We start from the raw sequence: 24,591 nt of genomic DNA, 5'->3' as shown, positions 1-24,591 counted from the left end.
AGGCCTCCCACTTTGGGGGAGGTGGCAGCGCGTTAGCGCTGACGGAGAGGGTGAGGATGCTGAAGGGAGAAAGTAGTATGTATCAAGAAGTTGCGGGCGGCATCTGTGCCCCCAAGGGCTTTGCAGCGGCTGGCGTGCATTGCGGCATCCGTGCAAATCATAATGAAAAATACGATCTGGCACTCATCAAGGCGGAGGTGCGCTGTGCCGCCGCCGGTGTCTACACCACCAATAAGGTCTGCGGCGCACCCATCAAGGTGGACCGCGCCCACCTGAAGGACGGCTATGCACAGGCCATTCTTGTGAACAGCGGCAACGCCAACACCTGCGCCGCCAACGGCGTGGCTCTGGCCGAGGAGTGCTGTGCGCTGGTGGGCGAGGCGCTGCACATCCCCGCCGAGGATGTGCTGCCCGCCTCCACCGGTGTCATCGGCCAGCCCATGGTCGTTGACCCCTTTGCCCGGGGAATCCCTGCCGCCGCCGCAAAGCTGGCGGCCACTGCGCAGGGCAGCACCGATGCGGCCACGGCCATTATGACCACCGATACCCACAAAAAGGAGTACGCCATCCAGTTTAAGCTGGGCGGCAAGACCTGCACCGTGGGTGCCATTGGCAAGGGCAGCGGCATGATTGCCCCCAATATGGCCACCATGCTGGCCTTCTACACCACCGATGCCGCCGTTTCCCCCGCTCTGCTGGAAAAGGCCCTCAAGACCGTGGTGCCCGGCACCTACAACCAGATGAGCGTGGATCTGGATACCTCCACCAACGATACCCTGATCATCATGGCTTCCGGTCTGGCCGGAAACCCCGAGATCTGCGAACAGAACGCCGACTACGATGCCTTTGTGGCGGCCCTGACCGCCATTGCTGAGCACATGTGCGCCGAGCACGCCGGTGACGGCGAGGGTGCCACCCACCTCATCACCTGCGAGGTGACCCACGCCCCCGATCTGAAAACGGCCCGTGCCGTCAGCCGCAGCGTGGTCTGCTCCAACCTGTTCAAGGCTGCTGTCTTTGGCCGCGATGCCAACTGGGGCCGCATCCTCTGCGCCATCGGCTACACCCCCGGCGATTTCTCCATCGACAAGGTCTGTGTCTGGCTGAGCAGTGCCGCAGGTGAGGTCTATGTCTGCGAGAACGCCGCCTACCACCCCTACAGCGAGGACGAGGCCGCCAAAGTTCTGGCGGAGCATGATATCCTTGTCAAGGTGGATATGGGTACCGGCGATGCCAGCGCCAAGGCATGGGGCTGTGATCTGACTTATGATTATGTGAAGATCAACGGGGATTATAGAACTTAATGGAACTCCTCCAGTCGCCTGCGGCGACAGCCCCCTCACGGAGGGAGCCTGAAAGCCTCCCTCTTTGAGGGAGGTGGCATCGCGTAGCGATGACGGAAGGAGTCCGTCTTGGTGGAAAACGAATGCCGGAGCAAGCGTGCTGGCGGCAAGGAGAGTATATGAAAAACGAAGAAATGGCCCTCCTGTTTTCGGAGGCGACCCCTTACATCCAGAAATACCATGGCAAGACCATGGTCATCAAATACGGCGGCAACGCCATGATCAACGAGACGCTGAAAAACGCCGTGATGAACGACCTTGTCACCCTGACCCTGCTGGGGGTGCGGGTGGTGCTGGTGCACGGCGGCGGCCCGGCCATCAACGAGATGCTGAAAAAAGTCGGCGTGGAGAGCCATTTCAACAACGGTCTGCGCGTGACCGATGACGCTGCCATGGAGATCGTTCAGCAGGTGCTGGCCGGTAAGGTGAACAAGGACCTTGTGGCAAAGCTGCGCGGCCGCGGCGTGGGCCTGTGCGGCATGGACGGCCAGATGCTCCGCTGCACCGAACTGGACCCTGCTCTGGGCCATGTGGGCGAGATCATCCATGTGGACCCCACCCTGATCTCCACCCTGCTGGACGGCGGCTATATCCCCGTGATCGCAACGGTGGGCATGGACGATCTGGGTCAGGCCTATAATGTCAACGCCGACACCGCTGCCGCACAGATCGCCATTGCCCTCAAGGCCGAGAAGCTGGTTTCCATGACCGATATCGCCGGCCTGCTGCGGGATAAGGATGATGAGACCACCCTCATCCCCGAGGTGGAGGTCAGCGAGATCGAGGGCTACAAGGCTGCCGGTATCATTGCGGGCGGCATGATCCCCAAGATCGGCGGCATGGCCGATGCCATCTATCAGGGAGTTCACGAGGCGGTCATCATCGATGGCCGCGTGCCCCACTCCATCCTGCTGGAGCTGTTCTCCAACCGGGGCTCCGGCACCCGGTTCTACCGCCGCAGCCATCAGGAATAAGGCTTGCTGAAAATTATATCGGGCGATATAATAAAGATGAATAGGCTCCCCCTTTGGGGGAGCTGGCGAGCGAATGCGAGACTGAGAGGGCGAGGACGCTAACCAAGGAGGGTATATCTATGGATTCCGAAAAAGTCATCAAGCGGGACAACGAATATGTCCTGCACACCTATAACCGCAATCCCATTGCACTGGAAAAGGGCCACGGCCTGTATGCCGAGGGCCCTGAGGGCCAGAAGTATCTGGATTTCACCAGCGGCATCGGCGTGAACAGCCTGGGCTACTGCGACCTGACCTGGGCCGAGGCCGTTTCCGAGCAGGCCCATAAGCTGCAGCACACCTCCAACCTCTATTACACTGCCCCCTGCGGCAAGCTGGCCAAAAAGCTGTGCAAGCGCACCGGCATGAGCAAGGTATTTTTCGGAAATTCCGGTGCCGAGGCCAACGAGGGTGCCATCAAGGCTGCCCGCAAGTACAGCTTTGACCACTACGGCAAGGGCCGCGATGTTGTGATCACGCTGGTCAACAGCTTCCATGGCCGCACCATTGCCACCCTGACCGCCACCGGTCAGGAGGTGTTCCACAACTACTTTGGCCCCTTCAACGAGGGCTTTGTCTATACCACCGCCGGTGACATCGAGGGCCTCCGGGAACTGGTGGACCGCCATACCTGTGCCATTATGCTGGAGCTGATCCAGGGCGAGGGCGGTGTGATGGCGCTGGACCCTGAGTATGTGCAGGCTGTGCGCGCTCTCTGTGATGAAAAGGACCTTGTCCTCATCGTGGACGAGGTGCAGACCGGCGTGGGCCGCACCGGCACCTTCCTGTGCTGTGAGCACTACAACCTCAAGCCCGATATCGTCACGCTGGCCAAGGGCCTGGGCGGCGGCCTGCCCATCGGTGCCGTTCTGCTGAACGAAAAGACCGCCGAGGGCATGGGCCCCGGCAGCCACGGTTCCACCTTTGGCGGCAACCCGGTGGTCTGCGCCGGTGCCAATGTGGTGGTGGATCGGATGGATCAGAGCTTCCTGGCCAATGTCAGTGAGCGGGCCGTCCAGCTGCGTGCTGGTCTGGCCAAGCTGCCCATGGTCAAGAACCTTTCCGGCATTGGCCTGATGGTGGGCATCGAGTTCTTTGGCGGCATCCAGGCTGCGGATGTGCTGGCCGCCTGCCGCGAAAAGGGTCTGCTGGTGCTCACGGCCAAGAGCCGCCTGCGCCTGCTGCCCCCGCTGACCCTGACCGCCCACGATGTGGAAAAGGCTCTGGGCATCCTGAACGAGGTGCTGACCGAGATGGAGCAGAAGGCTCCGAAGGAGCAGGCATGAAACATTTGCTGAAAATGAGCGACCTCTCCCCCGCTGAGCTCCACCACATCCTGGATGTGGCGGAAGAGCTCAAGGCAGAGCAGAAGGCCGGGACGACCCCGGAGCTGCTCAAGGGCAGGAGCGTGGCGCTGATGTTCTCCAAAAATTCCACCCGCACCCGCACCAGCTTTGAGGTGGGTGTCTACCAGCTGGGGGGCCTTGGCAACTACATGAACGCCGCCACCGAGCTGCAGTCCGGCCGGGGCGAGCCCCTCAAGGATACCGCCCGGGTGCTGGGCCGCTACTACGACTGCGTGGTCTGGCGCACTTACCGTCAGTGCGATCTGGAAGAGTTTGCCGAGCTGGCCGGTGTGCCCGTGATCAATGGCCTGACCGACTACGCCCATCCCTGCCAGGTGCTGGCCGACCTGATGACCATCCGGGAGCGCCGGGGCACGCTGGAGGGCCAGAAGCTCTGCTTCATCGGCGATGGCTGCAGCATGGCAAACAGCCTCATCGTAGGCGGCCTGCTGGCAGGGATGCGTGTGACCTGCGTCTGCCCCGAGGGCTACCGCCCTGCCGCCGACGTGCTGATGTTCGCCCACAAGTATGGCGAAAAGTTTCACCTGCTCACCGACCCCGCCGAGGGTGTGAAGGATGCCGATGTGGTGGTGACCGCTGCATGGAACACGGCCCCCGGTACCCCCGAAAGTGAGCGCCGCCTGCGGGACTTCGCAGGCTTTCAGGTGACCAGCAGGCTGATGGAGGGCGCAAAGCCCGATGCCATGCTCCTCCACTGCCTGCCTGCGCACCGGGGCGAGGAGATCTCCACCGCCGTCTTTGAAGAACACGCCGACGAGATCTTTGACGAGGCCGAGAACCGCCTCCATGTGCAGAAAGCCGTGCTGGCCATCCTGCTGGCCGGTCTGTAAAAACGAGAAAGAGCCCCGGGGCTGCATGGAAACTGCAGCTCCGGGGTTCTTATGGTTTCTCTCAGGGTCTGCGGCTCAGGCCGGGGCCCTCATCAGACCCTGCCAGCGCCCTTGTCCAGGATCTTATTGAACTGGAGGAAGAAGGTGGTGGCGGTCACGGCAGCGGCGATGATGTCGCTGACGGGTTCGGCGAGGAACACGCCGAACACGGGGTTCGCGACCACATGGGGCAGGATGAAGATGAGAGGGATGAGCAGGATGAGCTTGCGCAGGCAGGCCAGCAGCAGGCTGACCTTGGCCTGACCCAGCGCCATAAAGCTCTGCTGGCAGGCGATCTGGACACCGGTGGAGAAGATGCCCGCCATGTAGATGCGCATGGCCCAGGTGGTGTAATCGATCAGGGAGGCATCCGAGGTGAAGATGCCAGCCACTGCACCGGGAACCAGCATCATCAGCAGCCAGAAGATGGTGGTGTAGCTCAGGCAGAGGGTCAGCTGGAAGCGGAACGCCTGCTTGACGCGGTCTTTCTTGCCTGCGCCGAAGTTGAAGCTCATCACCGGCTGGCCGCCCTGGCAGATGCCCGAGATGGGCATGGTGCACAGCTGGGAGGCGCTGGTGATCACGGTCATGGCACCCACGGCCACGTCACCGCCGTAGCGGGCCAGGCTGGAGCTGAAGCTGATGGACAGCAGGCTCTCGGTGGAGAGCATGACGAAGGTGGAGATGCCCAGTGCCAGCACGGGCATGATGATCTTTCCCTCCAGCTTCATGTCCTCTTTGCGGATCTTGAGGATGGTCTTGGGGCCGGTGAGGAAGCGGATGACCCAGATGGCACCCACTGCCTGGCTCAGCACGGTGGCAATGGCAGCACCTTTTACGCCCATGCCCAGCCCAAAGATGAGGATGGGGTCCAGCACGATGTTGATGACCGCGCCGATAACGGTGGTCAGCATACTGATCTTGGCAAAGCCCTGCGCAGTGATGAAGGTGTTCATGCCAAGCACGATCAGCACGCAGATGGTGCCCAGAATGTAGATGCGGCTGTAAGTCAGGGCGTAGGGCAGGGTGGTGTCACTGGCGCCAAACAGCCGCAGCAGGGTGGGTGCGGCGGCGTAAAAGACGATGGTCAGGACGACCGAGAAGAGCAGCAGCATGGTAAAGCTGTTGCTGACGATCTTTTCTGCCTGCTTCTTATCGCCCTGGCCCATGGCGATGGCGGTGCGGGGCGCGCCGCCGGAGCCGATGAGCATGGCAAAGGCGTTCAGAAGCATCAGGATGGGGGTAAACAGGCCCACGCCGGTCAGAGCCGCTGCGCCGATCCCCGGGATGTGGCCGATGTAGATGCGGTCCACGATGTTGTACAGCAGGTTGACCACCTGCGCCACAACGGCAGGGATCATCAGCTGAAGCAGGAGCTTTTTCACGTCACCCGTGCCCATATCCTGCTGTTTTTTCTGCGTTTGTGCCATGGAAAGTGTCTCCTTTGGTTTGAGCGAGACGGAGAGGGCTGCCCTCAGAACGTCAGGCCGAAGTTCATCTCGTAGTAGTTGCCTGCGGCATCACGGTAGGCGTAAGCCTTGCCGTTCTCGTCCTTCATGCTGTCGGGCATGTAGGCATCCTTTGCAAAGCCGGGCACATCGTTGGGGCTGATGCAGACACCGTCCGCGTTCACAGCCAGCACCTCGTCGCCCTTGGGCAGGGTCAGGGGCAGCTTGCCAACGGGAGCAAAGCGGCCGAACATCACATCCAGCGTTGCGGAGGGGTAGGTGTCAAAGCCAACGGTCAGAGCATCGGAGACCTTCTCCACATTGCCGACCTCCCAGGCCAGCGGGCAGTTGATGTTGGAAACGACCTTGCCGCCGTGGGCGTGGACCGCAGCAGCGATACCGGCCAGACGGTTTGCGCCCACCAGAGTGGTCTCCTTGTGGGTCTCGGTGGTGGGCTTGCCGCTCTCGTCCACGTTGCAGACCGTCTTGTCCTCGCAGATGTCCAGCTCCAGGTAGCCCGGGGTGGCGTTGAAGTATGCACCGGACTGGGGGCTGACCATCAGCAGGGCCACCTGGGCCTCATCGGGGGTGTCCACCAGAGTGATATTGCCCAGCATCTCGCGCAGGGCCTTGGTGGCGGCCTCACCGGCCTCGGCGCTCTTGCCAAAGGCCTCAGCGTAGACCTTGGTGCCGTCCTTCAGGGGCAGGGTGCCGTCGTTCTTCAGCAGGACAACGGACTCGCGGTGCACGCGGGAAGCTTCCTCCCAGTCGGCCTTGGTGGCAACGACCTCGGCGGCCTTCTTGGGATCGGCGTAGGTGTCCTCGAACATGCCCTGACGGAACAGCTCGGTCAGGGTGCGGCTGACAGCGCGGTTCAGGCTGGCATCGGTCAGCACAAGATCTTCCTTCTTGAAGCCGGCGGGCACCGCGTGGGTGTCGTAGTAGTCGTTGGTGCCGCGGGCGTAGCTCTCCTCGCCCAGCTCGTTGTCCAGCAGGCCGGAGATCAGGTCCACGCCGCTCTGGGTCACGGCATAGCCGATGCGCTCGGGCTCGTCCAGCATGTCAACGCCCCAGCACATATTGTGAACAATGCCGGTGTCGGAGTTGATGTAGCCCTTGAAGCCCATCTGGCCGCGCAGCAGGCCGTCGATGAACACCTTGTTGTAGGCAAAGCCGTAGGGCTGGAGCTCGATGGGGTTGCCGTTGAAGTCCTCCTGCGGAGCGCTCTTCTCGGCGCTGGGCTTGGAGTAGTAGGGCATGATGGATTCGGCATTGTGGCGGATGGCTGCACGGAATGCCGGGATGTGGTACTTCTGCAGGGAGCCGGGGGTGGCGTAGATGTTCCACTGGCCTGCTGCATAGTGGGGATCAAAGCCGTTCTCGCGGGCACCGCCGCCGGGGAAGTGCTTCACGGTCATGGAAACACCCTCGGGGGTAACGCCGTTGCTGCCGCCCTGGATGCCGGGGATCAGGTGGTCGAAGATCTCCTCAATGAGCTCGGGGTCCTCGCCAAAGGTGCCGAAGGTGCGCTGCCAACGGGGGTCGGTGACGCAGTCGGCCATGTACATGTAGCCCTTCTTCAGGCCGCAGGCATTCCACTCGCGGCGGATGGTGTCGGCGAACTTGTCGATGATGTCGATGCGTGCGGTGCCCTTGACGGCTGCAGCAATGCCCAGGGTGCCGGGATAGGTGGCAAACACGCCGGTGGCATCGTTCATGCCGAACACGACCTCACCGTTCTCGTTGCGGCTGTTGGACATGACCTGCATGGGAACAAAGTGATCACAGGTCTCGGTCAGGTACTGCAGCTGGTTCAGGTAATCTGCCAGATCCTCGGGCGTGGGGCTCTCGCGCAGGATGACGTGGCGGTTGAAGCTCTTCTTGACCATGTCAGAGGTGCTGGGCAGGGACTGAGAGCCGAAGATGCTGTCGGAGACGTTCACGGGTGCCTCGTCCAGCAGGCCGCTTTCGTCCGCCACGGGCTTGTGGCCGTTGGCTGCCAGACGGGGGGAAGGATACTTGGGGCCCATGCGCCAGTCGGAGGTGAAGATCTGGCCGATCTTCTCGCTGGTGGTCAGAATCTTGACATAGGCCTCGGCGCGCTCAGCCGGGGTCAAGCGCCAGTCGTTGACTGCGCTGACGGTGCCGGTGCCGTCGATGTCCTTGAAATACAGGCCGTCCTGCTCGATGACCTTGCGCTCCACGGTGCTGATGGTGGGGCCGTTGGGGTTCTGGTAGCGCTTTACACGCTCGGATGCTTTCACTGCCATAGTGTTTTCTCCTTTTCTTTTGAACGCAGCGGCCCATGCCACAGAGCCGCAGATGCTATACCTATTATAAGAGGCCGCCGCGCGGAACAACTAGAAAAATTTTTGGATATTTCCGCACTTTCCTTGTATTCTTTTTTTGCGCGCGGTTGGAATACAAGTCTGTTTTGTGGAATGTGCTGTACTAGTATCTTGCAATCATGTGCAAAATGACGAACGCTGTTTTTTAAAACTGTTGATTTCGCCCAAGGAGAGTAAAATTGTCCTGTTTTTCCACAAAATTTTACTAACAGAAATTTGAGGGATAGTTCATAATGTATACATAAAAATCCCCCGGTTCGCGATGTGGCAGCCGCAGCCCACGGGGGACCGAATGAAAGGCCGGAGTGAGTGGCAGCACACCGGCCGCAGAATTGAAAGGAGAGCTTCTCTATGGCAAAGGTCAAACAGCCGCTTGAAGAAAACGGCATCCACAGAGCGAAAATGTGGGAGATCATGATGTACGCTCTGAACAACACCTCCACCAACACCTACATGGTCGTGGTCGGTTACATCAGCTACTTCCTGATCGGTATCGTCGGTCTGGCATCCGTGCTGGCCGGTTCTATTGTTACCATCATGCGTGTCTGGGACGGTGTCACCGACCCGTTCGTTGGTATGATGGTCGATAAGACCAACGGCAAGTTCGGAAAAAATCGTCCGTTCATCGTTATCGGTCAGATCATCATGTTCGCCACCACCTTCGTGATGTTCAACTTCATCCCCAAGATGGGCACTGGTGTCCGCTTTATTGCGTTCATCATCATCTACATGATCTACATCATTGGCTACACCTGCCAGTGCGTTGTCACCAAGTCTGCTCAGACCTGCCTGACCAACGATCCCAAGCAGCGCCCCATCTTCGCAATGTGCGATACTGTGTATAACATTGTTCTGATGAACATCATGTTCCCCATCATTGTCACCGATGTCCTGGTGCCCAAGTTCACCCTGACTGCCGAGGCCAACGCTGCCGAGATCGCTTCTCTGGTGGCACAGAACCCTGCTCTGGCAGGCATCGTGGAGAAGTCCGGCGGCAGCCTGTCCGCTTTCTACAACCCCGGCCTGTTCACCACCATGCAGCTGATGTTCGGCGGCCTGTCCGCTGTCTTTGCAGTCTGCGCCATCATCGCCCTGTGGCGTAAGGACAATCCGAAGTACTTCGGTCTGGGCACCACCCAGAAGGTCGGCATCAAGGATTACGTTGACACCCTGGCTCACAACCGTGCCATCCAGATGCTGGTGGTCTCCGCATCTACCGATAAGCTGTTCATGTCCACCAAGAGCAACGCTACCGTTATGATCTGCCTGTTCGGCATCATCTTCGGCAACTATGCCGCATTCTCCAGCTACTCTCAGATCACCTCTATCCCCATCTGCCTGATTTCTCTGCTGCTGATGAACAAGATCGCTCGTCAGATGGGCCAGAAGGCATCCATGCTGGTGGGTACCTGGGGCGGCATCATCGGCTCCATCGCCATCACCCTGTTCCTGTTCTTCTTCAACCCCAAGGGCGATGCTTCCAAGTTCTCTCTGCCCGCATTCCGCCTGATCCGTCCTGACACCTGGGGCACCCTGTTCACCGGCTGGACCACCACCGCTTTGATCTTCGTGCTGCTGGTCATCGCATGGTCCGGCGTGCAGGCACTGTCCTCCTCCATCGTTATCACCATGACCGCTGACTGCGCTGACTACGAGGTCTATCGTACCGGTAAGTACGTTCCCGGCCTGATGGGCACCCTGTTCAGCTTCGTGGATAAGCTGATCTCCTCTCTGGCAGCCACTCTGGTGGCCCTGTTCTACTCCGTGGCCGGCTTCAAGGACGCTCTGCCCGACACCATGACTCCGTACTCTGACGGCATCTTCTGGGCAACCATCGGCTGCTTCGTCCTGCTGCCCATCGTTGGCTGGCTGTGCAACGTTGTTGCCATGCACTTCTATCCCCTGACCAAGGAGAAGATGGCAGAGATCCAGGCTGAGATCGGCCGCATCAAGGCTGAGGCTGCTGCAAAGCAGGCTTAATGCCAACCATCTCCCTGCGGAAATTTTGAATCCGGGACAGCGCCGCTGTCCTGCATCGTAACCGGAAATGTCCTGCGGCGGGCCATCCTCTGCCGCAGGACTTTCTGATACCCTGAGACCCGGAAGGAATACCACTATGGCAGAAGAAAACAAGCTGAACCAGACCCCTGAGATCACCCCGGCCCCCTCCGCTGAGGCCCCGGAAAAGGCCCCCACCACCGGCGAGCTGCTGGGCGATGTGGAGCACTACGACGAGGAAAAGGACGATTGGAGCACCGGCTATTACGGCACCGGCAGCCGCCAGCAGGTAACGGACGATGTGTTCCACAAGCTGGAGACCGGCGAGGAGCTGACCCGGGATGACTTTATCAAGGCGGAGCTGGCGCTGCAGGATGCCAAGCTGGAAGCCGGCATCGATCTCGAAAAGGAGAAGAGCCCGGGCCTCATTGGTAAGTATCACGATTGGAAAAAGAACCGCGTAAGGCACAAGGTGAACAAGAAGAAGTACCTTCTGCTCTGCCTGTTTCTGGGCTGGTGCGGCGGCCACCGCTACTATGAAAAGCGGTATGCGCTGGCGGCCTTCTACACCCTGTTCTTCTGGAGCGTGGTGCCCTTCTTCCTCTGCGTGACCGACCTTCTCATTGCACTGCCCATGCAGGCCGATGAGAACGGCGACATCCTGATCTGACATCTTCCTCTATTCATTCATTTACCTCCTAGCGCCAGAAAGGGCCTGCGGCATTTGCCGTGGGCCCTTTCTGGTGTTTGCAGACCCGTTCTCCGGCGCAGAACATAGTGGCAGCTAACTGGCGTTGTGCTATACTAGTATATCAATTGATTGTGCAATAAGCACAATAGATTTTTTCACGTTCGTGAAATTTTTCCCATAATCGTAAGAATGACCTGTTTTACCTTAAAATATTACTAACAGATATATCAAAAAACGTTCATAATATAGACATAAAGCTTCGGACGGGCTGGTACGCAGTGGCAGCTGTAAGCCCCATGGAGAAAACGGAGAATGTTCCTGTGTGAACAAAGGAGAGAATGAAATGGCAAAAACCAGAAGTCTGCCGGATAAGTTCTATGATAAGGACTATGAGCACAACGGCATCCACCGCGTTCCCCTGTGGCGTATCGCAGGCTACGCACTGAACAACACCGCAACCAACCTGTACCTGATGATGATGAACTACGCCACCTACTATTTGATGGGCTGGGTCGGCGTTGGCATGATGGTCGCTTCTTCCCTGACCATGATGATGCGTATCTGGGACGGTGTCACTGACCCGTTCGTGGGCTTTATGGTGGATAAGACCAACGGCAAGTTCGGCAAGAACCGCCCGTTCATCGTGATCGGTCAGATCATCCTGTGCGTCACCAGCTACATCGCTTTCCATGTCACCCACAAGCTGCCTCAGGGCGTGCGCTTCCCCTTCTATGTGGTCGTTCTGATGGTCTACTACCTGGGCTACACCTGCCAGTGTGTTGTTACCAAGTCTGCACAGAGCTGCATGACCAATGACCCCAAGCAGCGCCCCATGTTCGCTTCCTTCGATGGCGTGTTCAACACCCTGCTGTTTGCTATCATTGGTATTATCGTTCCTCGTATTGCTAACAGTTACAACGATGTGGGCGGCTACACTTCTCTGGAGTTCTTCGATACCATGTGGAAGATGACCGCCATCTTGTCCGCCTGCTTCACCCTGATCGCTGTGATCTCCATCACTCCCAAGGATCGTTCTGAATTCTTCGGTACCGGCAAACCCGTCAAGGTCGGCCTGAAGGACTACTGGGATACCCTGAAGAACAACCGTGCCATCCAGATGCTGGTCCTGTCCGCATCTACCGATAAGCTGGGTTCTTCTGCAAAGTCCAGCGCCGTCATGGTCGCCATGTTCGCCTGCATCGCCGGTTCCAACCTGCTGCAGAGTAACGTTACCGGTCTGGTGACCATCCCCAGCACCATCGTGTGCTTCCTGTTCATCAGCTTCTTTGCTACCCGTCTGGGTCAGCGCAAGGCAATGCTGATCGGTTCCATTGGCGGTCTGATTACCAATGGCGCACTGGCAGCCCTGTGGCTGTTCGGTGACCCCACCACCATGACCTCCAACCCCGCTACCGGCGCTCTGAACTGGGGCTACTTCCTGATCCTGTACCTCGTTCTGACCATCATCACCGCCGGTTTCCAGGGCATCTCCGGCAACATCGTCATCCCCATGACCGCTGACTGCGCCGACTACGAAGTCTACCGTACCGGCAAGTACGTCCCCGGCCTGATGGGCACCCTGTTCAGCTTCGTGGATAAGCTGGTCTCCTCTTTCGCACCCATGGTCGCCGGTGTCATGTTCAGCATGTGCGGCTACACCGACCACAATCCCGTTATGGGTGACCCCATTACCCCGGGCCTGCGCGGCGGCGTTGTCTTCTGCGCTTACGGCATGATCATGATCGGTCTGGTCTGCAACCTGATCGCTATGAAGTTCTATCCCCTGACCAAGGAGAAGATGGAAGAGATCCAGGATGAGGTCGCTCAGATCAAGATGAAGACCATGGCTGAGAACGCCTAATTGGTACTTGCAATTTTCTGCGGAAACCTGTAAAATCAAATAGGAAAACCGCTCGCCCTTGCGGCGGGCGGTTTTCTGCTTTTGGAACAAAATTCAGACAAGAGGTACATCGTAAATGGAAGAAAAGACACAGTGGGTAAAGGACCCGGATCATGGGATCATCTGGAACACCATCGACCACCTGTTATACTGGAGAGAACACCGTGAAAAGCACTGTGTCAGCCGCAAGAAATATATGCGCCTGTGCATTCTGGGGGCGTTTGGTGTGCACCAGTTCTATGCCAAGCGCCCGGTGCTGGGCCTGCTGTATCTGGCAACCTTCTGGAGTGGTTTCTCTGCCGCTATGACCATCGTGGACTTCATCATTGCCGTGCCCATGAAACCGGATGAGGACGGCAACATCTGGCTGTAAAAAGCCCTCTGGCGGCCTGCTGGGCCGGAAAGGAAAACACCCTATGGATAATGTCATGCAGTTTCTGTTCAACACCAACCACGAGCAGCCCAGCATCCTGGTCTGGATCCTGCTGATCGTGATCGCGGTCGTGATCCCCAATTACGTCAGATATCGGATGGAGCAGAAGCACTCCAATGGTTCTGTTCCCACCCAGAACCCTGCCCGTTCTGCCCCGCGCAAGAAGAAGCGCAGCAAGAAGCGCTGAACCACAGGCTGGGATAGTATATGGTATGGAGCTCCGGCTGTGTCACAATAAAATGAGCCGGTTCCCCTCCCCGATGTCCCTGCGGCTGCCACCGCTTTGATATTTCATGATCTCCCATAACCGAAAGGGCCCTGCAAATGCCGCAGGGCCCTTTTGGCTTGCAAGAGAGTGTGGGAGATGAGAAAACAGATTGACGACTGATAGCAAATGTGCTATCATAAGGCTGAGGGATAAGCCGCACATAGAAGAGGAACATGAATGTATACAGTCGAATTTTATGAGAACGACAGAGGCGTTTCCGAACTGTGGGACTTTTTGGAAGAGCTGCGGATAAAAAGCGCATCCAATAAGGATGCGCGAATACAGTATAAACAGATCGTGTTGTATATCCAGCTGCTGCAGGACAACGGAACACGGCTTTCCGAGAATGTGACGAAGCATCTGATGGATGGCATCTGGGAGCTGCGTCCGGGAAATAACCGGGTATTCTACTTCTGTTGGCGGGGTGATCGGTTTGTGCTGCTGCACCAATTTCGGAAGAGATCGCAAAAAACACCGCGGCGTGAAATTGAACGAGCAAAAGCGGAACGTGATGATTGGCTTGCAAGAAAGGGTGAGTGAATATGAGGACCTGGAACGATTATAAGGAGCATGTGGCAGCTGCTGACCCGGAAATTGCAAAGGATATCCGGGAAGCGGAAGCAATGTCTGCAATCGTGAAAGCAATGGTAGAGCAGCGCAATGCGATGGGATTGAGCCAGCGGGAGCTGGCAGCGAGGTGCGGCATTCCGCAATCCTCGGTGGCACGGATCGAATCCTTTAAGACGATGCCCAATCTGGATACCCTGCTGAAGATCTTCCAGCAGCTGGGCTTGAAATTGACCATCTCGGCGGCCTGATTCATCTTGCCATTTGCCGCATACAAAAACCGCCCCGGCGGCTGCTTTGTGCAGTGCCGGGGCGGTTCGTTCGCTTTTGGTGTTCAGATGCAGGAAGTACTTACTTCTTGATCTTGATCAGCTGTGCGTTCAGGCTCTCGATAAAGCCGTCGGGCATGTTGATCATCTTAGCCATAGCCTCAGGGGTCATGCGCTTCATCATATCCCACATGCCAACGCCGGGCTTGATGTCAAAGTTGGTGGCCAGCTTGACAGCCCTGGTAGCGAGAGCTAGAGCCTCTTCGTTCTTGGAGAGATCCTCCATGTTGTCCTTGATGCTGTAATAGCCCTCGGGGAACTCCATCGGAGCCTTCAGATCCAGGCTGCCGACCTGCTTGAACCAGTTGGCAACGCCCTCCTGACGCTCGTTGAACTCAGGCAGGGTGTAGTAATCAGGCTCTTTCTCGACCTTTTCCAGCGTGATGGAATCCTTCACGTCACCGGCAACGGCCAGGATGGTGTTGAAGCCCTCTTCCAGAGCAACATTGAACTTGAACACGCGGTGTGCAGTCTGCTGGCCGACTTCCTTGCCGTTGACGTACAGCACAACGGTGTCCTGGTTGGAGTAGACCTTGATCTCGGTGGTCTCGCCTGCGCGCTGTGCATGGCGGCGGCCGGCGATGTGGACCATGGGCAGCTTGGACCAGTATGCCTGGTAGACAAAGTAGCTGTCCTTCTTGGTCTTGCGGTCAATGGTCATCAGGCCCTTGTTGTTGCGGCCTGCAACGCCGCCCTCGTGGCGGGCAGCACAGCCAAAGTCGAACATGTTCCAGCAGTGGGTAGCCCACACCCAGGGACGATCCTCGAACACCTGAGCCAGATGCTCGTGGTACAGTGCCTGATACTCCTCGGTGTAGTCCTTGCACTGGGGATCGTTGCTGTGCCAGTTGATGATACCCTCGGTGCCGTACTCGGAGATGCCGATGCAGATGTCGGGGTGCTCGGCGTGGAACTTGTCCAGCCAGGGGCCGTTCTGCTCCATCTTGCCGCCGTACCAGCCGAAGTAGTGGTTGTAGCTCTCTACATCGGTAATGTGATGCATGGGGCCGTCAACAGGGGTGTTGGAGACGTGGGCAATGGTGGTGAGACGGGTGGGATCCAGCTCACGCACCAGCTTCTGCAGGTCGTGGTGGTTGTCCACCAGCTCCTGGCAGATGCCGCCGATCAGGATCTCGTTGGACAGGCCCCAGAACATGATGGAGGGGTGGTTGTAGTTCTGGATGATCAGCTCGGTCATCTGGTGACGGCAGTTCTGGTGAGCGGAGGGGTCCTTCTTAAAGACGCTGATGAAGGGGATCTCAGCCCAGACGGCGAAGCCCAGCTCGTCACATGCGTCGTAGAAGTCCTGGCTGTGCTGATAGTGGGCCAGACGGATGGTGTTGGCACCCAGCTCCTTGATGAGCAGGGCATCCTCATAGTGATCCTCAGCGGTCAGGGCGTTGCCCTTGTACAGACGATCCTGATGGCGAGCCACGCCGCGCAGCGGGGTGGGCACGCCGTTGATGGAGAAGCCGTCGTTCGGGGTCACAGTATAGCTGCGGACACCCACGTTGGCGTAGATCTCGTCAAAGGTCTCGTTGTTCTTCTGCAGGCGGGCGGTCACGGTGTACAGGTTGGGCTCGTCCATGCTCCACAGCTGGGCATCGGGAACGTACAGGGTGACCTTGGTGCTGTCGCAGGGGCGCACGCCGGAAGCAACTTCGTTGCCGTAGCAGTCCTCGATGCTGTACATCACGGTATAGGCCTCTTCGCCGTTGGTGACCCAGCTCTCGATCTCAAAGGTGGCACCGCCGTCCTCGGTGGGCTTGGGGGTGACCTTGATGCCGGGGCCGCCGAAATAGTCTAGGTCAAAGTGGGTGCCGGGCACGCTGATCAGGTTCACGCCGCGGTACAGGCCGCCGTAGAAGGTGAAGTCGGCGGAAGCGGGGTACATGGAGGGGGTGTCCTCGTTGGAGACCTCGATGGTCAGCTCGTTGTCGCCCTCGTGGCACAGGTCGGTGACATCGGCACGGAAGATGGAGAAGCCGCCCTCGTGGGTGGTTGCCACCTGGCCGTTGACCTTCACGGTTGCGGCCAGAGCAGCTGCCAGCACCTCAACGTAGGTGCGGCCGCCAGCCAGAGGCTGCTTGGGCTGGGTAAAGGTGCGGGTGTAGACACCGGTGGTGCGCAGATAGCTGCCGTTGCCGTCCATGCCGTCCACAGCGTTCCAGGTGTGGGGCAGGGTGACCTGCTCGGTGGGACGCTCGCCCTTGGGGAAGGACAGGGTCCAGTTTTCGTTCAAGGAAATGATCTCTCTCATCGATACTGCTCCTTCTGGTTTTCTTCTTTGTTTCGGCGGCCTGTATGGCAGAAGAAATGCCGGAAACAGGCCGGTTGTTGATTTCAGTATAGCACATCAGAGGGGGGCAGAGTTTGTACAATCTTTTGGCAAAATAGTAATATTTTGTGAAAATCCAGACGATGATTCCACGATTTTACAATCTGGCCCTTGGAAACGACAGCACAGCATGAAAAGGTGCCCCGGAGCAGAGAGGAAAAGGAGGTTGTACTTCTCCGCAGAGAGCGGCAGCGGCTTTCGCTTATCCCAGACCAGAGGGCCTCTTTGGCGCTGTGGGTCCCTCCGGCAGAAAGTGTTGACGGAACGGCGGCTTTTTGCTATAATTATATGGCTATGAATATGGAGATGTATCGAAGTGGTCGTAACGAGAACGACTCGAAATCGTTTTGTCCTTAATCGGGCACGTGGGTTCGAATCCCACCATCTCCGCCAGAAGTCGCAGATTCAAACGAATCTGCGACTTTTTTATTTTGCGCTTTTACTGCTTGGAACGCAAAAGCATCGGCAAAAACCGGGCCGCAGATGTCCGTTCTCTCCTAAATTCTCTCCAACAGGAACTTTAACCGGTCGCCTGTTGAATCTGTTAAAAATACTACTGTTTGTTGAGACTGCTGTATCTTTGCATCCACTTGAATATGTAACTTCTGCCGCTGACACCATCAGTGTACCCAACGGCGGGAGAGAATGCAAGGATGTCACGCCCGAACCATGCTGCCGGGTGCGAATCCGATAAGATAAGTTAAAAGGTGTGCCTTGGGGATGCGGAAATAGGAGAACAACTCGCCCGACTGCCCATAGAAATAGTCTAGCGTCATTTGGCGTGGCCTCGGATTTTCAACTGTGAGTGCTTGTTCATGTGGAAAACTATCACTCCTTTCCTGTCAGGTGTAAATATTGGCTCCAATGAAAAGGGTACTAAGCAAACAGGACTGCCTCACAAGATGTTGTGGAGCAGTCCTATTTACAAATTATTACATGAGAAAAATCACATCAAAAGAAGATGAGAATCTTCCTGTGCAAGCTGCTGCAAGTCCTCAGAATAACCACTGATACAGAATAGAGCAAAGTATTCGTCTCGATTCGCATTCCCCCACGGAACGACAGCAGCTTTTTCTTTCAGTTGGTGCAGTTCCGACAGCTGCATCGGAACATTTTGATGAAATTTGCACTCTCCAAAGATGATTTTGCTTCGGTCTGTGGTATCAATGGCGACAATATCGATTTCTGTATCTTTTCCACCCCACCAACGGCCAACACGGTCAAAGAGAAAGGGCAGTTTTCCTTGCGCGTTCAGCTCCCACATCTTTTGTCTGCAAATATCCTCGTAGACGTAGCCAACATGATTGGGGATAAACCCGGTTTTCAGCTTTGTCATTGCGATTTCCGGGTGGTCGCTTTCAATGAAAGAGCGCATGGGGTAAACAAATCGGAACCAGAACGCAAGAAAATTATCTTTAATGCGGTATTGCCCCTTTTTGCTGGTTTCAATATTTTTTTCGGTGGGAGGCACTTCTCGCTCCAGAATATCCAGATCGCACAATGTTTTTAAGGGCTTTGACAAACTGGTGGCTGGAAGCGACAGCGCAGAAGCAATATCAGATATCCTCATGTTTCCAGATGCAATCGCACGGATGATGGAAAAGTAACTTCCGACATCCTGAACCTCCTGCCGCAGTAAAAATTCAGGTTCTTCATACAAAAAGCTCTGAGGAGTCATTACATTTTGCAGAATGGCGGTATCAATATCGGCACATGGATGAAATAATTCGATATACTTCGGAACACCACCTGTGACAGCATAATATAAAATGCGGGTCTGTTCATCAAGATCAGGGAAGAATCGGTCGTAATAAGCGTATGGAATCTGCTTCAGCCGAATCTGTCCCGTTCTGCGTCCATACAAAGGGCTGGAGTAAGAAAGAGTCTGCTCCATCATCATGTGAACCAGAGAGCCGCAAAGAATCACTTCTACATTTTTGTTTTTCAGAATAGTATCCCAGATTTTTTGAAAAACAGAAGGAAATGCTTTGTCTGCCTTGCCCAGATACTGAAACTCATCCAACACAATGACCAGTTTTTTATTTTCCTGAGCAGAGAGAAGAACGGAAAAAATCATCTCCCAGCTTGCATCGGTTGCACTTTTCAATAAATCGTTCTGGAGAAAATCAGCAGCCATCAACCGGAAGGCGTTTCGGTTTGCCTGAATGCTTTCCTCCGTTGCCAGATAATAAAGAGACGGCTTCTCTTTGCAGAATTCTGACAAAAGCGTGGTTTTTCCTACACGGCGACGACCATAGAGAACGAACAAAGAAGATTCCGGCTTTTCATAAGCGGTCTGTAATACGGACATTTCCTGTACACGGTCAACAAAAAACATAGCGGCTCACCTCACGACTGATTTGATGACAGGTTCAGCTTCATTGTACGTCTCAAAGATTATTCTGTCAAGAATAATTACTTAAAGAATAATCTTTGCATCTAAGCAAACAGGACTGTCTCACAAAATGTTGTGGAGCAGTCCTGTCTGTTTAGTATGTAATGGTCATTGCACCCTCGTGGCATTCCTGCGCATAGGTGCGGATGAGAACAGGGCGGCGATTTTCGATGTGCAGCACAAATCCATCAGCCTCCCAAAAGTGTCCATCCAACAGAACTTCGCCCTGAAATGTAATCCGGCGGAGCTTCTGTGCGGCGTCGGTCACCTCAACGGTGCAAAAGCGCTGCAAGTAGCTGCAAATAGCGGCGGCGTGGGAGACGACAAGGGCGTTCTGCCCCTCCGGGAGCGAATCCAGCAGTTCGTGGATGCAGTCTGCCATCCGGGCGCTGACCTCACGGAAGGACTCGCCGTCCGGATTTTTGAAGTCCGGGTCTTCGTATTGGCGTTTCCAGAACGAAGCGTCCTGCCCGGTCGTGTCGCCGGTGCGGCGCTCGGCAAGGCGGGTATCCTGCCGGACGGGAAGCCCCAGCAGCTGTGCGGTCTGGAGCGCACGCAGCGAAGGGGACGACCAGACGAGCGAGACCGTGCGGAAAGCGTCATTTTGAAAGACTGCGGCGGCCCGCTGAAGACCTTCGGCAGAAAGGCCGGGGTCGGGGCTGGAACCGCCGCGCTCCGGGATGGAATGGCGCAGGAGAAGAAGGGTTGTCATGAAAGCCTCCGATTAAAAAAGTGACTTCAGTATAGCAGATTCGGGAAAGCAGATGCAAGAAAACGAGCCGAAAGAACGACGGGGCCGATTCACTCCCCCTCAAAACGCAACCAAATTGCAAAAAATATTACAATTTTCTCATGAAAAAAGAAGACTGGATTTCTCCAGACTTCCCATAGTATGTATCAATGGTTGCAGTTCAAGATCTTCTCAAGCGTATCCGCAAACCTGACATCCTGCTCCTTCGTCCGCTTTGGGCTCCCCTTGGGGTGCTTTCCGGCACGGAGGAGCTTTTTGTTTTCATACCGTCGCAGCATGAGAGCTTCCATGTTGTCGGCGGTGTATTCCAGACCATTCTGGTTCAGCACTCGTGCGCACTTGGCAAGACACATGCTGGCCAGCCCGTAGTCCTGCGTCACGACCACATCTCCCGGTTTTACCCGGTTGACGAGAGCAAAATCCACGCTGTCCGCCCCTTTATCGAACACCAGCGTCTGCGCACCTTCCCGCTCGATTTGGTGAGAGGTGTCGCACAGGATGATGACGGGAATACCGAACTGCTTTGCAATCTGCAAGGTCAGGTCAACCACAGGACAACCATCTGCATCAATCAAAATGGTCATGTGTGTTCCTCCATCGCCCATCGAAACGCCCTTGCCGTGCGTAAGTCGGCGTCTTTGAAATGTCCACCGCTGTTCCATTCAAGGGTGCAGTCTGCGCCACGCTCTGTAAGCCGGCTGTGCAGCGTGCGGATATTATCCCCTACCGCAGCCATGATGGTGTTTTTCGTGCGCTCTTCCTTGTCACCAAGGCTCAGATAAACGTGCTGTGCCTGTATCGGGTGCTGCTGTTCAAACTCCATCCAGCCCGGAAACCACACAGAGGGAGAAGCGGCGGCGACACCGTAGAACAAATCGGTCTGGGTGGAAGCCCACAAAGCGAACAGCCCGGCCAGCGAGTAGCCGCCCAGAATGATTTTGACGTTTTCCGGGAGAGGAAACTGCTGCTCCAGTGTGGGAATGACCTGCTCCGTCAGAAAGCGCAGGGTGTCCCCAGCTTTGCCGCCGAAACCCTGCTTTCCCCACACGGCAGGGGCTTTCCACGGAGAAAGCGCATCGTTCCAGCTTTCCACCGGGAGAGCCGCAAACAGAAAATTCCGGCTGCTTTGTGCGATCGCCGCCACTTCATAATCCATACTTTGCAGCTCATGCTCACCTGTCATTTGGAGCAGCAGGTATTCTGCATTGGCTTCGCCGTAAATGCGGCAAGGTCTGTTCCCGATTTGCATTGTCTGTGCTGTCACTGCGGCATCCTCCCGAAAAAAATTTGATAAGCCCAGTATAGCAACTAAAAAATCATTTTGCAATTCAAACGGTTTTCAGAGCAGGCGCAAGCGGCACAGAGGTACATTCCCCTCTGCTCTCTGGCAAATTACAGCGCGGATGTGATATAATGGAGAAAAACCACCGGGGAACGGCACAAAAGAAGGAGGCTGGCATGATGGGGCAGAGACAGCAGGAACAGGTTCAAAGAGGCTGTGCGGTGGGCACCGTGGTGCTGCTGGCATGGCTGTGCCGGGTGCTCCCGCTGGAGGGCCTGCACCAGCAGGTGTGGGCTCCCGCTCCTGAGACCCCGGTGCTCCCGGCGGTGCAGGATGCCAAGCTGATCCAGACCGGCACCAGCGGCTGGCTGGCAGACCTGATGCTGGGCGCAGGCATGGTGCTGTCTGCAGCGGGATATTGGATGGAGCGCAAGCGCAAGGCCATGTTCTACAAGTCCCAGCACTGAACCCCAACCCCCAAAGGCCCCGGGCAAACGCCCCGCTGACCCTTTGGGCCATGCATCACATTCTTTGACGATTCCCCCAAAAAGTTGCTCCCCCAGAATCTCCTGTTGATCGCTATCCCCTGAGGCAGCGGGCCCGCACGCCGCTGCCTCGCCCCGGAGGGTCCCGCAAGCCCTCCGGGGCTTTTTTTGTTGGCCGCACGGCCCGTTCCGGCAGAAAAAAACAGGGCTGCTCCACATCTCTGTGGGGCAGTCCTGTCTGGCTGCGCGGGGTCGGCGCATGGGCTTCCGGGGTTTCCGGAAGGGTGCGGCTCAGCGCGCGGTTTTCTTTTCCTCCGGAGCTTCCGGGTTGTTTTCCAGGTTCAGCTCGGGCATCAGCTCGTTGCTGATGATGGTCAGCATCTGTTCCAGCTTCTTCACGTCCTCTTTGGGGAAGCGCTTGTTCACCCGCTGGACCACCGTACTCAGGTAGGAGTAGCTGATGTTGTAGTAGTCGATATACTTCTGGGTGGGCCGCAGGTGATACTCCCGGCGGTCGGTGGTGGACTGGATCTTTTCCACATAGCCCTTGCGCACCAGCGAGCCGATCTTATACGCCGCGTTGGGGGTGGAGATCTGCATCATCCGGGAAAACTCCGCAATGGTGGGCTCCCCCATGGCCATAATGCCCTCCATGCAAAAGGATTCCACCGTGGTCAGGGTCGCCTCACGGGTGGCAAAGCGCTGGAACACGTTCTGGTAGAAATGGAGCTTGAACTTGGTATAGACATCGTTGAATGCTTTTTCCAGCATGGTACGGTCTCCCTTCGAACACTCAATTTCCTTTAGTATATCACGCTTTGGCCTTTTTGCCCAGCTTTACGCGCAGAATGTTCAGCACCACCAGCTCCAGCACAATGGCAACGCCCAGCAGGATCAGCGAGGTCCACAGGCTGGCGCTGCTGCCCAGGAACATCTGGGTCAGGCCGGTGATCACATAGCACGCGGCGGAACAGGAAGCGGCGGTAATGGCGTAGGGCAGCTGGGTGGAAACATGGTTCACATGGCTGCAATGGGCACCGGCAGAGGCCATGATGGTGGTGTCGGAAATGGGAGAGCAGTGGTCGCCGCACACAGCGCCGGACAGGCAGGCCGCAATGGAGACCACCAGCATCTCGCCCTGGGGGAAAGCGTGGCAGACAATGGGGATCAGGATGGAGAAGGTGCCCCAGGAGGTGCCGGTGGCAAAGGCCAGGAACACCGCCACCAGGAAGATGATGACCGGCAGCAGGTACTGCAGGGCGGCAGCGGAGCCGCCCAGCAGGTTGGCAACGTAATATTTTGCACCCAGCAGGTTGGTCATGCCGGAAAGCGTCCAGGCCAGGCTCAGGATCAGCATGGGGCTGACCATGGCCTTGAAGCCCTCGGGGATGCAGGCGGCAAAATCCTGGAACGTCATCACGCTGCGGACACGGTAGAACACAAAGGTGAACATCAGGGCAATGCTGCTGCCCAGCACCAGACCGGCGGAGGCGTTGCAGTCGGAGAAGGCGGTGATGAAGTCTACGCCCTCAAAGAAGCCGCCGGTGTAGATCAGGCCAAAGATGCAGGCCGCGATCAGCACCAGCACCGGTGCCACCAGATCAATGACATGGCCGTGGGCATCGTCCTCGGCATCCACATCGTCGCCGTAGGGGCGGTCGGCCGTGGTGAAAAGGTCACCGGCCCGGGCGTTGTCCTCGTGCTGCTTCATGGAGCAGTAGTCCGTGCCCGTGAAGATGAGGAACAGGCTCATCACAATGGTCAGCAGGGCGTAATAGTTGTAGGGAATGGTGCGCAGGAACATGGTAAAGCCGTTGATGCCGGAGCCCTCGGGCACGCTGGAAGTAACGGCGGCGGCCCAGCTGGACACCGGCGCAATGATGCAGATGGGCGCGGCGGTGGAATCAATGAGGTAGGCCAGCTTTGCGCGGGAGACCTTCTGCCGGTCGGTCACGGGGCGCATCACGGAACCCACGGTCAGGCAGTTGAAGTAGTCGTCCACAAAAATGAGCATACCCAGAATCAGGGTGGCAAACTGCGCCCCGGCCCGGGTGTGGATGTGGGTGGAGGCCCAGCGGCCAAAGGCGGCGCTGCCGCCGGCCTTGTTCATCAGGGCCACCAGAATGCCCAGCATCACCAGAAAGACCAGAATGCCCACGTTGCTGCTGTCAGAGAGCTTGGCAACCATGCCGCCATCCTCGTTGAAGAACAGGGTGTTGAGCGCCAGCTCCAGGTTGCCGTTGGCAAAGAGCAGCGCGCCGGTGGCAATGCCCACCAGCAGGGAGGTGTAGACCTCCTTGGTGTTCAGGGCCAGCACAATGGCCACCACCGGCGGCAGCAGGGAAAGCATGGAGCTGTACACTGCGGGGGCGTAGCTGGCCGGGTCGGCAATGGTGCCGGGGGTGGCTGCGGTGCACCACAGCAGCAGGGCAAACACCAGCAGTGCCCCCACCCAGGAGAGATTTGTCTTTTTCATAAATGATTCCTCACTTGATTTTTTGTCCCGGCCCGGGGCAGACTATCCCTATTGCAAACGGAAAGGGGGCCGCCGCCACGCCGGATTATAAAGCGCTGTATTTTGAGCTGTTCCGCGCCAACGAACAGGCCATCCGCCTGCTGACCGCCGCCCAGCAAAAGGCGGAAGCGCAGGTGATGGAAGAGGACAGAGTGCCGCTGTATCTGCACGGTCAGCCTGCCCACAATGCCAAAGGCTCCCCCTTTGGGGGAGCTGGCAGCGCCAACGGCGCTGACTGAGAGGGCGAGGCC

At 57.2% G+C, this 24,591-nt stretch carries 22 protein-coding genes and 1 tRNA gene; 14 read left to right on the top strand and 9 right to left on the bottom strand.

Annotated features, from left to right (window positions below; translation table 11 throughout):
* Window positions 1-77: 77 nt before the first annotated feature.
* From argJ to argF, 4 genes are all read left to right on the top strand, one after another.
* Complete coding sequence (gene argJ, locus D3F01_RS05580) at window positions 78-1,304, top strand: bifunctional glutamate N-acetyltransferase/amino-acid acetyltransferase ArgJ (RefSeq protein ID WP_242886635.1); 1,227 nt, start codon at window positions 78-80, stop codon at window positions 1,302-1,304.
* 158 nt (window positions 1,305-1,462) lie between these two features.
* Window positions 1,463-2,317, top strand: coding sequence for an acetylglutamate kinase (gene argB / locus D3F01_RS05575; RefSeq protein WP_035393210.1), 855 nt, complete (start codon window positions 1,463-1,465; stop codon window positions 2,315-2,317).
* A 119-nt stretch (window positions 2,318-2,436) separates the two neighbouring features.
* Window positions 2,437-3,642, top strand: coding sequence for an acetylornithine/succinylornithine family transaminase (locus D3F01_RS05570; protein WP_098923905.1), 1,206 nt, complete (start codon window positions 2,437-2,439; stop codon window positions 3,640-3,642).
* A complete protein-coding gene (gene argF, locus D3F01_RS05565; RefSeq protein ID WP_242886632.1) occupies window positions 3,639-4,553 on the top strand; it encodes an ornithine carbamoyltransferase in 915 nt (304 codons plus the stop codon). Before D3F01_RS05570 ends, argF begins: the two co-directional genes overlap by 4 nt.
* 92 nt (window positions 4,554-4,645) lie before the next feature.
* On the opposite strand, the gene D3F01_RS05560 is transcribed toward argF, so the two are convergent.
* The gene (locus tag D3F01_RS05560) at window positions 4,646-6,022 is read right to left on the bottom strand and encodes an MATE family efflux transporter (protein WP_242886629.1); all 1,377 of its coding nucleotides are present in this window, start codon (window positions 6,020-6,022) and stop codon (window positions 4,646-4,648) included.
* Window positions 6,023-6,066: 44 nt separating this feature from the next.
* The gene (locus D3F01_RS05555) at window positions 6,067-8,310 is read right to left on the bottom strand and encodes a glycoside hydrolase family 3 N-terminal domain-containing protein (RefSeq protein ID WP_242886626.1); all 2,244 of its coding nucleotides are present in this window, start codon (window positions 8,308-8,310) and stop codon (window positions 6,067-6,069) included.
* A 429-nt stretch (window positions 8,311-8,739) separates the two neighbouring features.
* Between D3F01_RS05555 and D3F01_RS05550 the strand changes: the two genes are divergently transcribed.
* From D3F01_RS05550 to D3F01_RS05520, 7 genes are all read left to right on the top strand, one after another.
* The gene (locus D3F01_RS05550; RefSeq protein ID WP_186851069.1) at window positions 8,740-10,368 is read left to right on the top strand and encodes an MFS transporter; all 1,629 of its coding nucleotides are present in this window, start codon (window positions 8,740-8,742) and stop codon (window positions 10,366-10,368) included.
* Window positions 10,369-10,504: 136 nt separating this feature from the next.
* Complete coding sequence (locus D3F01_RS05545) at window positions 10,505-11,056, top strand: TM2 domain-containing protein (protein ID WP_181967553.1); 552 nt, start codon at window positions 10,505-10,507, stop codon at window positions 11,054-11,056.
* Between the two features lie 364 nt (window positions 11,057-11,420).
* On the top strand, window positions 11,421-12,938 hold the full coding sequence (locus D3F01_RS05540) for an MFS transporter (protein ID WP_242886623.1): 1,518 nt from the start codon (window positions 11,421-11,423) through the stop codon (window positions 12,936-12,938).
* Between the two features lie 115 nt (window positions 12,939-13,053).
* Window positions 13,054-13,350: a TM2 domain-containing protein gene (locus D3F01_RS05535; protein ID WP_186851067.1), complete on the top strand. Its 297-nt coding sequence runs from the start codon at window positions 13,054-13,056 to the stop codon at window positions 13,348-13,350.
* Between the two features lie 43 nt (window positions 13,351-13,393).
* The gene (locus D3F01_RS05530) at window positions 13,394-13,597 is read left to right on the top strand and encodes a hypothetical protein (RefSeq protein ID WP_097769806.1); all 204 of its coding nucleotides are present in this window, start codon (window positions 13,394-13,396) and stop codon (window positions 13,595-13,597) included.
* 258 nt (window positions 13,598-13,855) lie between these two features.
* Window positions 13,856-14,218, top strand: coding sequence for a type II toxin-antitoxin system RelE/ParE family toxin (locus D3F01_RS05525; protein WP_117534360.1), 363 nt, complete (start codon window positions 13,856-13,858; stop codon window positions 14,216-14,218).
* Window positions 14,219-14,220: 2 nt separating this feature from the next.
* Window positions 14,221-14,496 (top strand): helix-turn-helix transcriptional regulator, encoded by a 276-nt coding sequence (locus tag D3F01_RS05520; RefSeq protein ID WP_215696468.1) that lies wholly within the window; start codon window positions 14,221-14,223, stop codon window positions 14,494-14,496.
* Window positions 14,497-14,596: 100 nt separating this feature from the next.
* On the opposite strand, the gene D3F01_RS05515 is transcribed toward D3F01_RS05520, so the two are convergent.
* Entirely contained in the window at window positions 14,597-16,834 is a 2,238-nt protein-coding gene (locus D3F01_RS05515; RefSeq protein ID WP_242886619.1) for a glycoside hydrolase family 2 TIM barrel-domain containing protein, read from the bottom strand.
* Between the two features lie 380 nt (window positions 16,835-17,214).
* On the opposite strand from D3F01_RS05515, the gene D3F01_RS05510 reads away from it, so the two are divergent.
* Window positions 17,215-17,305: transfer RNA gene (locus tag D3F01_RS05510), tRNA-Ser, on the top strand.
* A 553-nt stretch (window positions 17,306-17,858) separates the two neighbouring features.
* On the opposite strand, the gene D3F01_RS05505 is transcribed toward D3F01_RS05510, so the two are convergent.
* The 4 genes from D3F01_RS05505 to D3F01_RS05490 form a co-directional block, all read right to left on the bottom strand.
* Window positions 17,859-19,250, bottom strand: coding sequence for an ATP-binding protein (locus D3F01_RS05505; protein ID WP_097769803.1), 1,392 nt, complete (start codon window positions 19,248-19,250; stop codon window positions 17,859-17,861).
* Window positions 19,251-19,401: 151 nt separating this feature from the next.
* Window positions 19,402-20,019, bottom strand: a complete 618-nt coding sequence (locus tag D3F01_RS05500; protein ID WP_117476576.1) for a histidine phosphatase family protein — start codon at window positions 20,017-20,019, stop codon at window positions 19,402-19,404.
* Window positions 20,020-20,204: 185 nt separating this feature from the next.
* Complete coding sequence (locus tag D3F01_RS05495) at window positions 20,205-20,642, bottom strand: DUF188 domain-containing protein (protein WP_242886604.1); 438 nt, start codon at window positions 20,640-20,642, stop codon at window positions 20,205-20,207.
* Window positions 20,639-21,307, bottom strand: a complete 669-nt coding sequence (locus D3F01_RS05490; protein WP_242886956.1) for an alpha/beta hydrolase-fold protein — start codon at window positions 21,305-21,307, stop codon at window positions 20,639-20,641. The genes D3F01_RS05495 and D3F01_RS05490 overlap by 4 nt, the downstream gene beginning before the upstream one ends.
* A gap of 209 nt (window positions 21,308-21,516) precedes the next feature.
* Here D3F01_RS05490 and D3F01_RS05485 point away from each other — a divergent pair, with 209 nt between their 5' ends.
* Window positions 21,517-21,807 carry a hypothetical protein gene (locus tag D3F01_RS05485; RefSeq protein WP_242886601.1) on the top strand — a complete coding sequence of 97 codons (291 nt, stop codon included), beginning with the start codon at window positions 21,517-21,519 and terminating at the stop codon, window positions 21,805-21,807.
* Window positions 21,808-22,116: 309 nt separating this feature from the next.
* On the opposite strand, the gene D3F01_RS05480 is transcribed toward D3F01_RS05485, so the two are convergent.
* On the bottom strand, window positions 22,117-22,596 hold the full coding sequence (locus tag D3F01_RS05480) for a MarR family transcriptional regulator (RefSeq protein ID WP_005928757.1): 480 nt from the start codon (window positions 22,594-22,596) through the stop codon (window positions 22,117-22,119).
* Window positions 22,597-22,636: 40 nt separating this feature from the next.
* Window positions 22,637-24,301: a Na+/H+ antiporter NhaC family protein gene (locus D3F01_RS05475; RefSeq protein ID WP_242886598.1), complete on the bottom strand. Its 1,665-nt coding sequence runs from the start codon at window positions 24,299-24,301 to the stop codon at window positions 22,637-22,639.
* A 14-nt stretch (window positions 24,302-24,315) separates the two neighbouring features.
* On the opposite strand from D3F01_RS05475, the gene D3F01_RS05470 reads away from it, so the two are divergent.
* Window positions 24,316-24,579 (top strand): hypothetical protein, encoded by a 264-nt coding sequence (locus D3F01_RS05470; RefSeq protein WP_143405622.1) that lies wholly within the window; start codon window positions 24,316-24,318, stop codon window positions 24,577-24,579.
* Window positions 24,580-24,591 lie beyond the last annotated feature (12 nt).

This window comes from Faecalibacterium sp. BCRC 81149, assembly GCF_022750605.1.
GTDB lineage: Bacteria > Bacillota > Clostridia > Oscillospirales > Ruminococcaceae > Faecalibacterium > Faecalibacterium duncaniae.
Note: the sequence above shows the minus strand (reverse complement) of the source record. Positions and strands in the feature narration are given on the sequence as shown.

Bases quoted from the DNA above. Each gene is read 5' to 3' on its own strand.
- argJ (WP_242886635.1), top strand. From the start codon at position 78: ATGTATCAAGAAGTTGCGGGCGGCATCTGTGCCCCCAAGGGCTTTGCA.
- argB (WP_035393210.1), top strand. From the start codon at position 1,463: ATGAAAAACGAAGAAATGGCCCTCCTGTTTTCGGAGGCGACCCCTTAC.
- D3F01_RS05570 (WP_098923905.1), top strand. From the start codon at position 2,437: ATGGATTCCGAAAAAGTCATCAAGCGGGACAACGAATATGTCCTGCAC.
- argF (WP_242886632.1), top strand. From the start codon at position 3,639: ATGAAACATTTGCTGAAAATGAGCGACCTCTCCCCCGCTGAGCTCCAC.
- D3F01_RS05560 (WP_242886629.1), bottom strand. From the start codon at position 6,022: ATGGCACAAACGCAGAAAAAACAGCAGGATATGGGCACGGGTGACGTG.
- D3F01_RS05555 (WP_242886626.1), bottom strand. From the start codon at position 8,310: ATGGCAGTGAAAGCATCCGAGCGTGTAAAGCGCTACCAGAACCCCAAC.
- D3F01_RS05550 (WP_186851069.1), top strand. From the start codon at position 8,740: ATGGCAAAGGTCAAACAGCCGCTTGAAGAAAACGGCATCCACAGAGCG.
- D3F01_RS05545 (WP_181967553.1), top strand. From the start codon at position 10,505: ATGGCAGAAGAAAACAAGCTGAACCAGACCCCTGAGATCACCCCGGCC.
- D3F01_RS05540 (WP_242886623.1), top strand. From the start codon at position 11,421: ATGGCAAAAACCAGAAGTCTGCCGGATAAGTTCTATGATAAGGACTAT.
- D3F01_RS05535 (WP_186851067.1), top strand. From the start codon at position 13,054: ATGGAAGAAAAGACACAGTGGGTAAAGGACCCGGATCATGGGATCATC.
- D3F01_RS05530 (WP_097769806.1), top strand. From the start codon at position 13,394: ATGGATAATGTCATGCAGTTTCTGTTCAACACCAACCACGAGCAGCCC.
- D3F01_RS05525 (WP_117534360.1), top strand. From the start codon at position 13,856: ATGTATACAGTCGAATTTTATGAGAACGACAGAGGCGTTTCCGAACTG.
- D3F01_RS05520 (WP_215696468.1), top strand. From the start codon at position 14,221: ATGAGGACCTGGAACGATTATAAGGAGCATGTGGCAGCTGCTGACCCG.
- D3F01_RS05515 (WP_242886619.1), bottom strand. From the start codon at position 16,834: ATGAGAGAGATCATTTCCTTGAACGAAAACTGGACCCTGTCCTTCCCC.
- D3F01_RS05505 (WP_097769803.1), bottom strand. From the start codon at position 19,250: ATGTTTTTTGTTGACCGTGTACAGGAAATGTCCGTATTACAGACCGCT.
- D3F01_RS05500 (WP_117476576.1), bottom strand. From the start codon at position 20,019: ATGACAACCCTTCTTCTCCTGCGCCATTCCATCCCGGAGCGCGGCGGT.
- D3F01_RS05495 (WP_242886604.1), bottom strand. From the start codon at position 20,642: ATGACCATTTTGATTGATGCAGATGGTTGTCCTGTGGTTGACCTGACC.
- D3F01_RS05490 (WP_242886956.1), bottom strand. From the start codon at position 21,307: ATGCAAATCGGGAACAGACCTTGCCGCATTTACGGCGAAGCCAATGCA.
- D3F01_RS05485 (WP_242886601.1), top strand. From the start codon at position 21,517: ATGATGGGGCAGAGACAGCAGGAACAGGTTCAAAGAGGCTGTGCGGTG.
- D3F01_RS05480 (WP_005928757.1), bottom strand. From the start codon at position 22,596: ATGCTGGAAAAAGCATTCAACGATGTCTATACCAAGTTCAAGCTCCAT.
- D3F01_RS05475 (WP_242886598.1), bottom strand. From the start codon at position 24,301: ATGAAAAAGACAAATCTCTCCTGGGTGGGGGCACTGCTGGTGTTTGCC.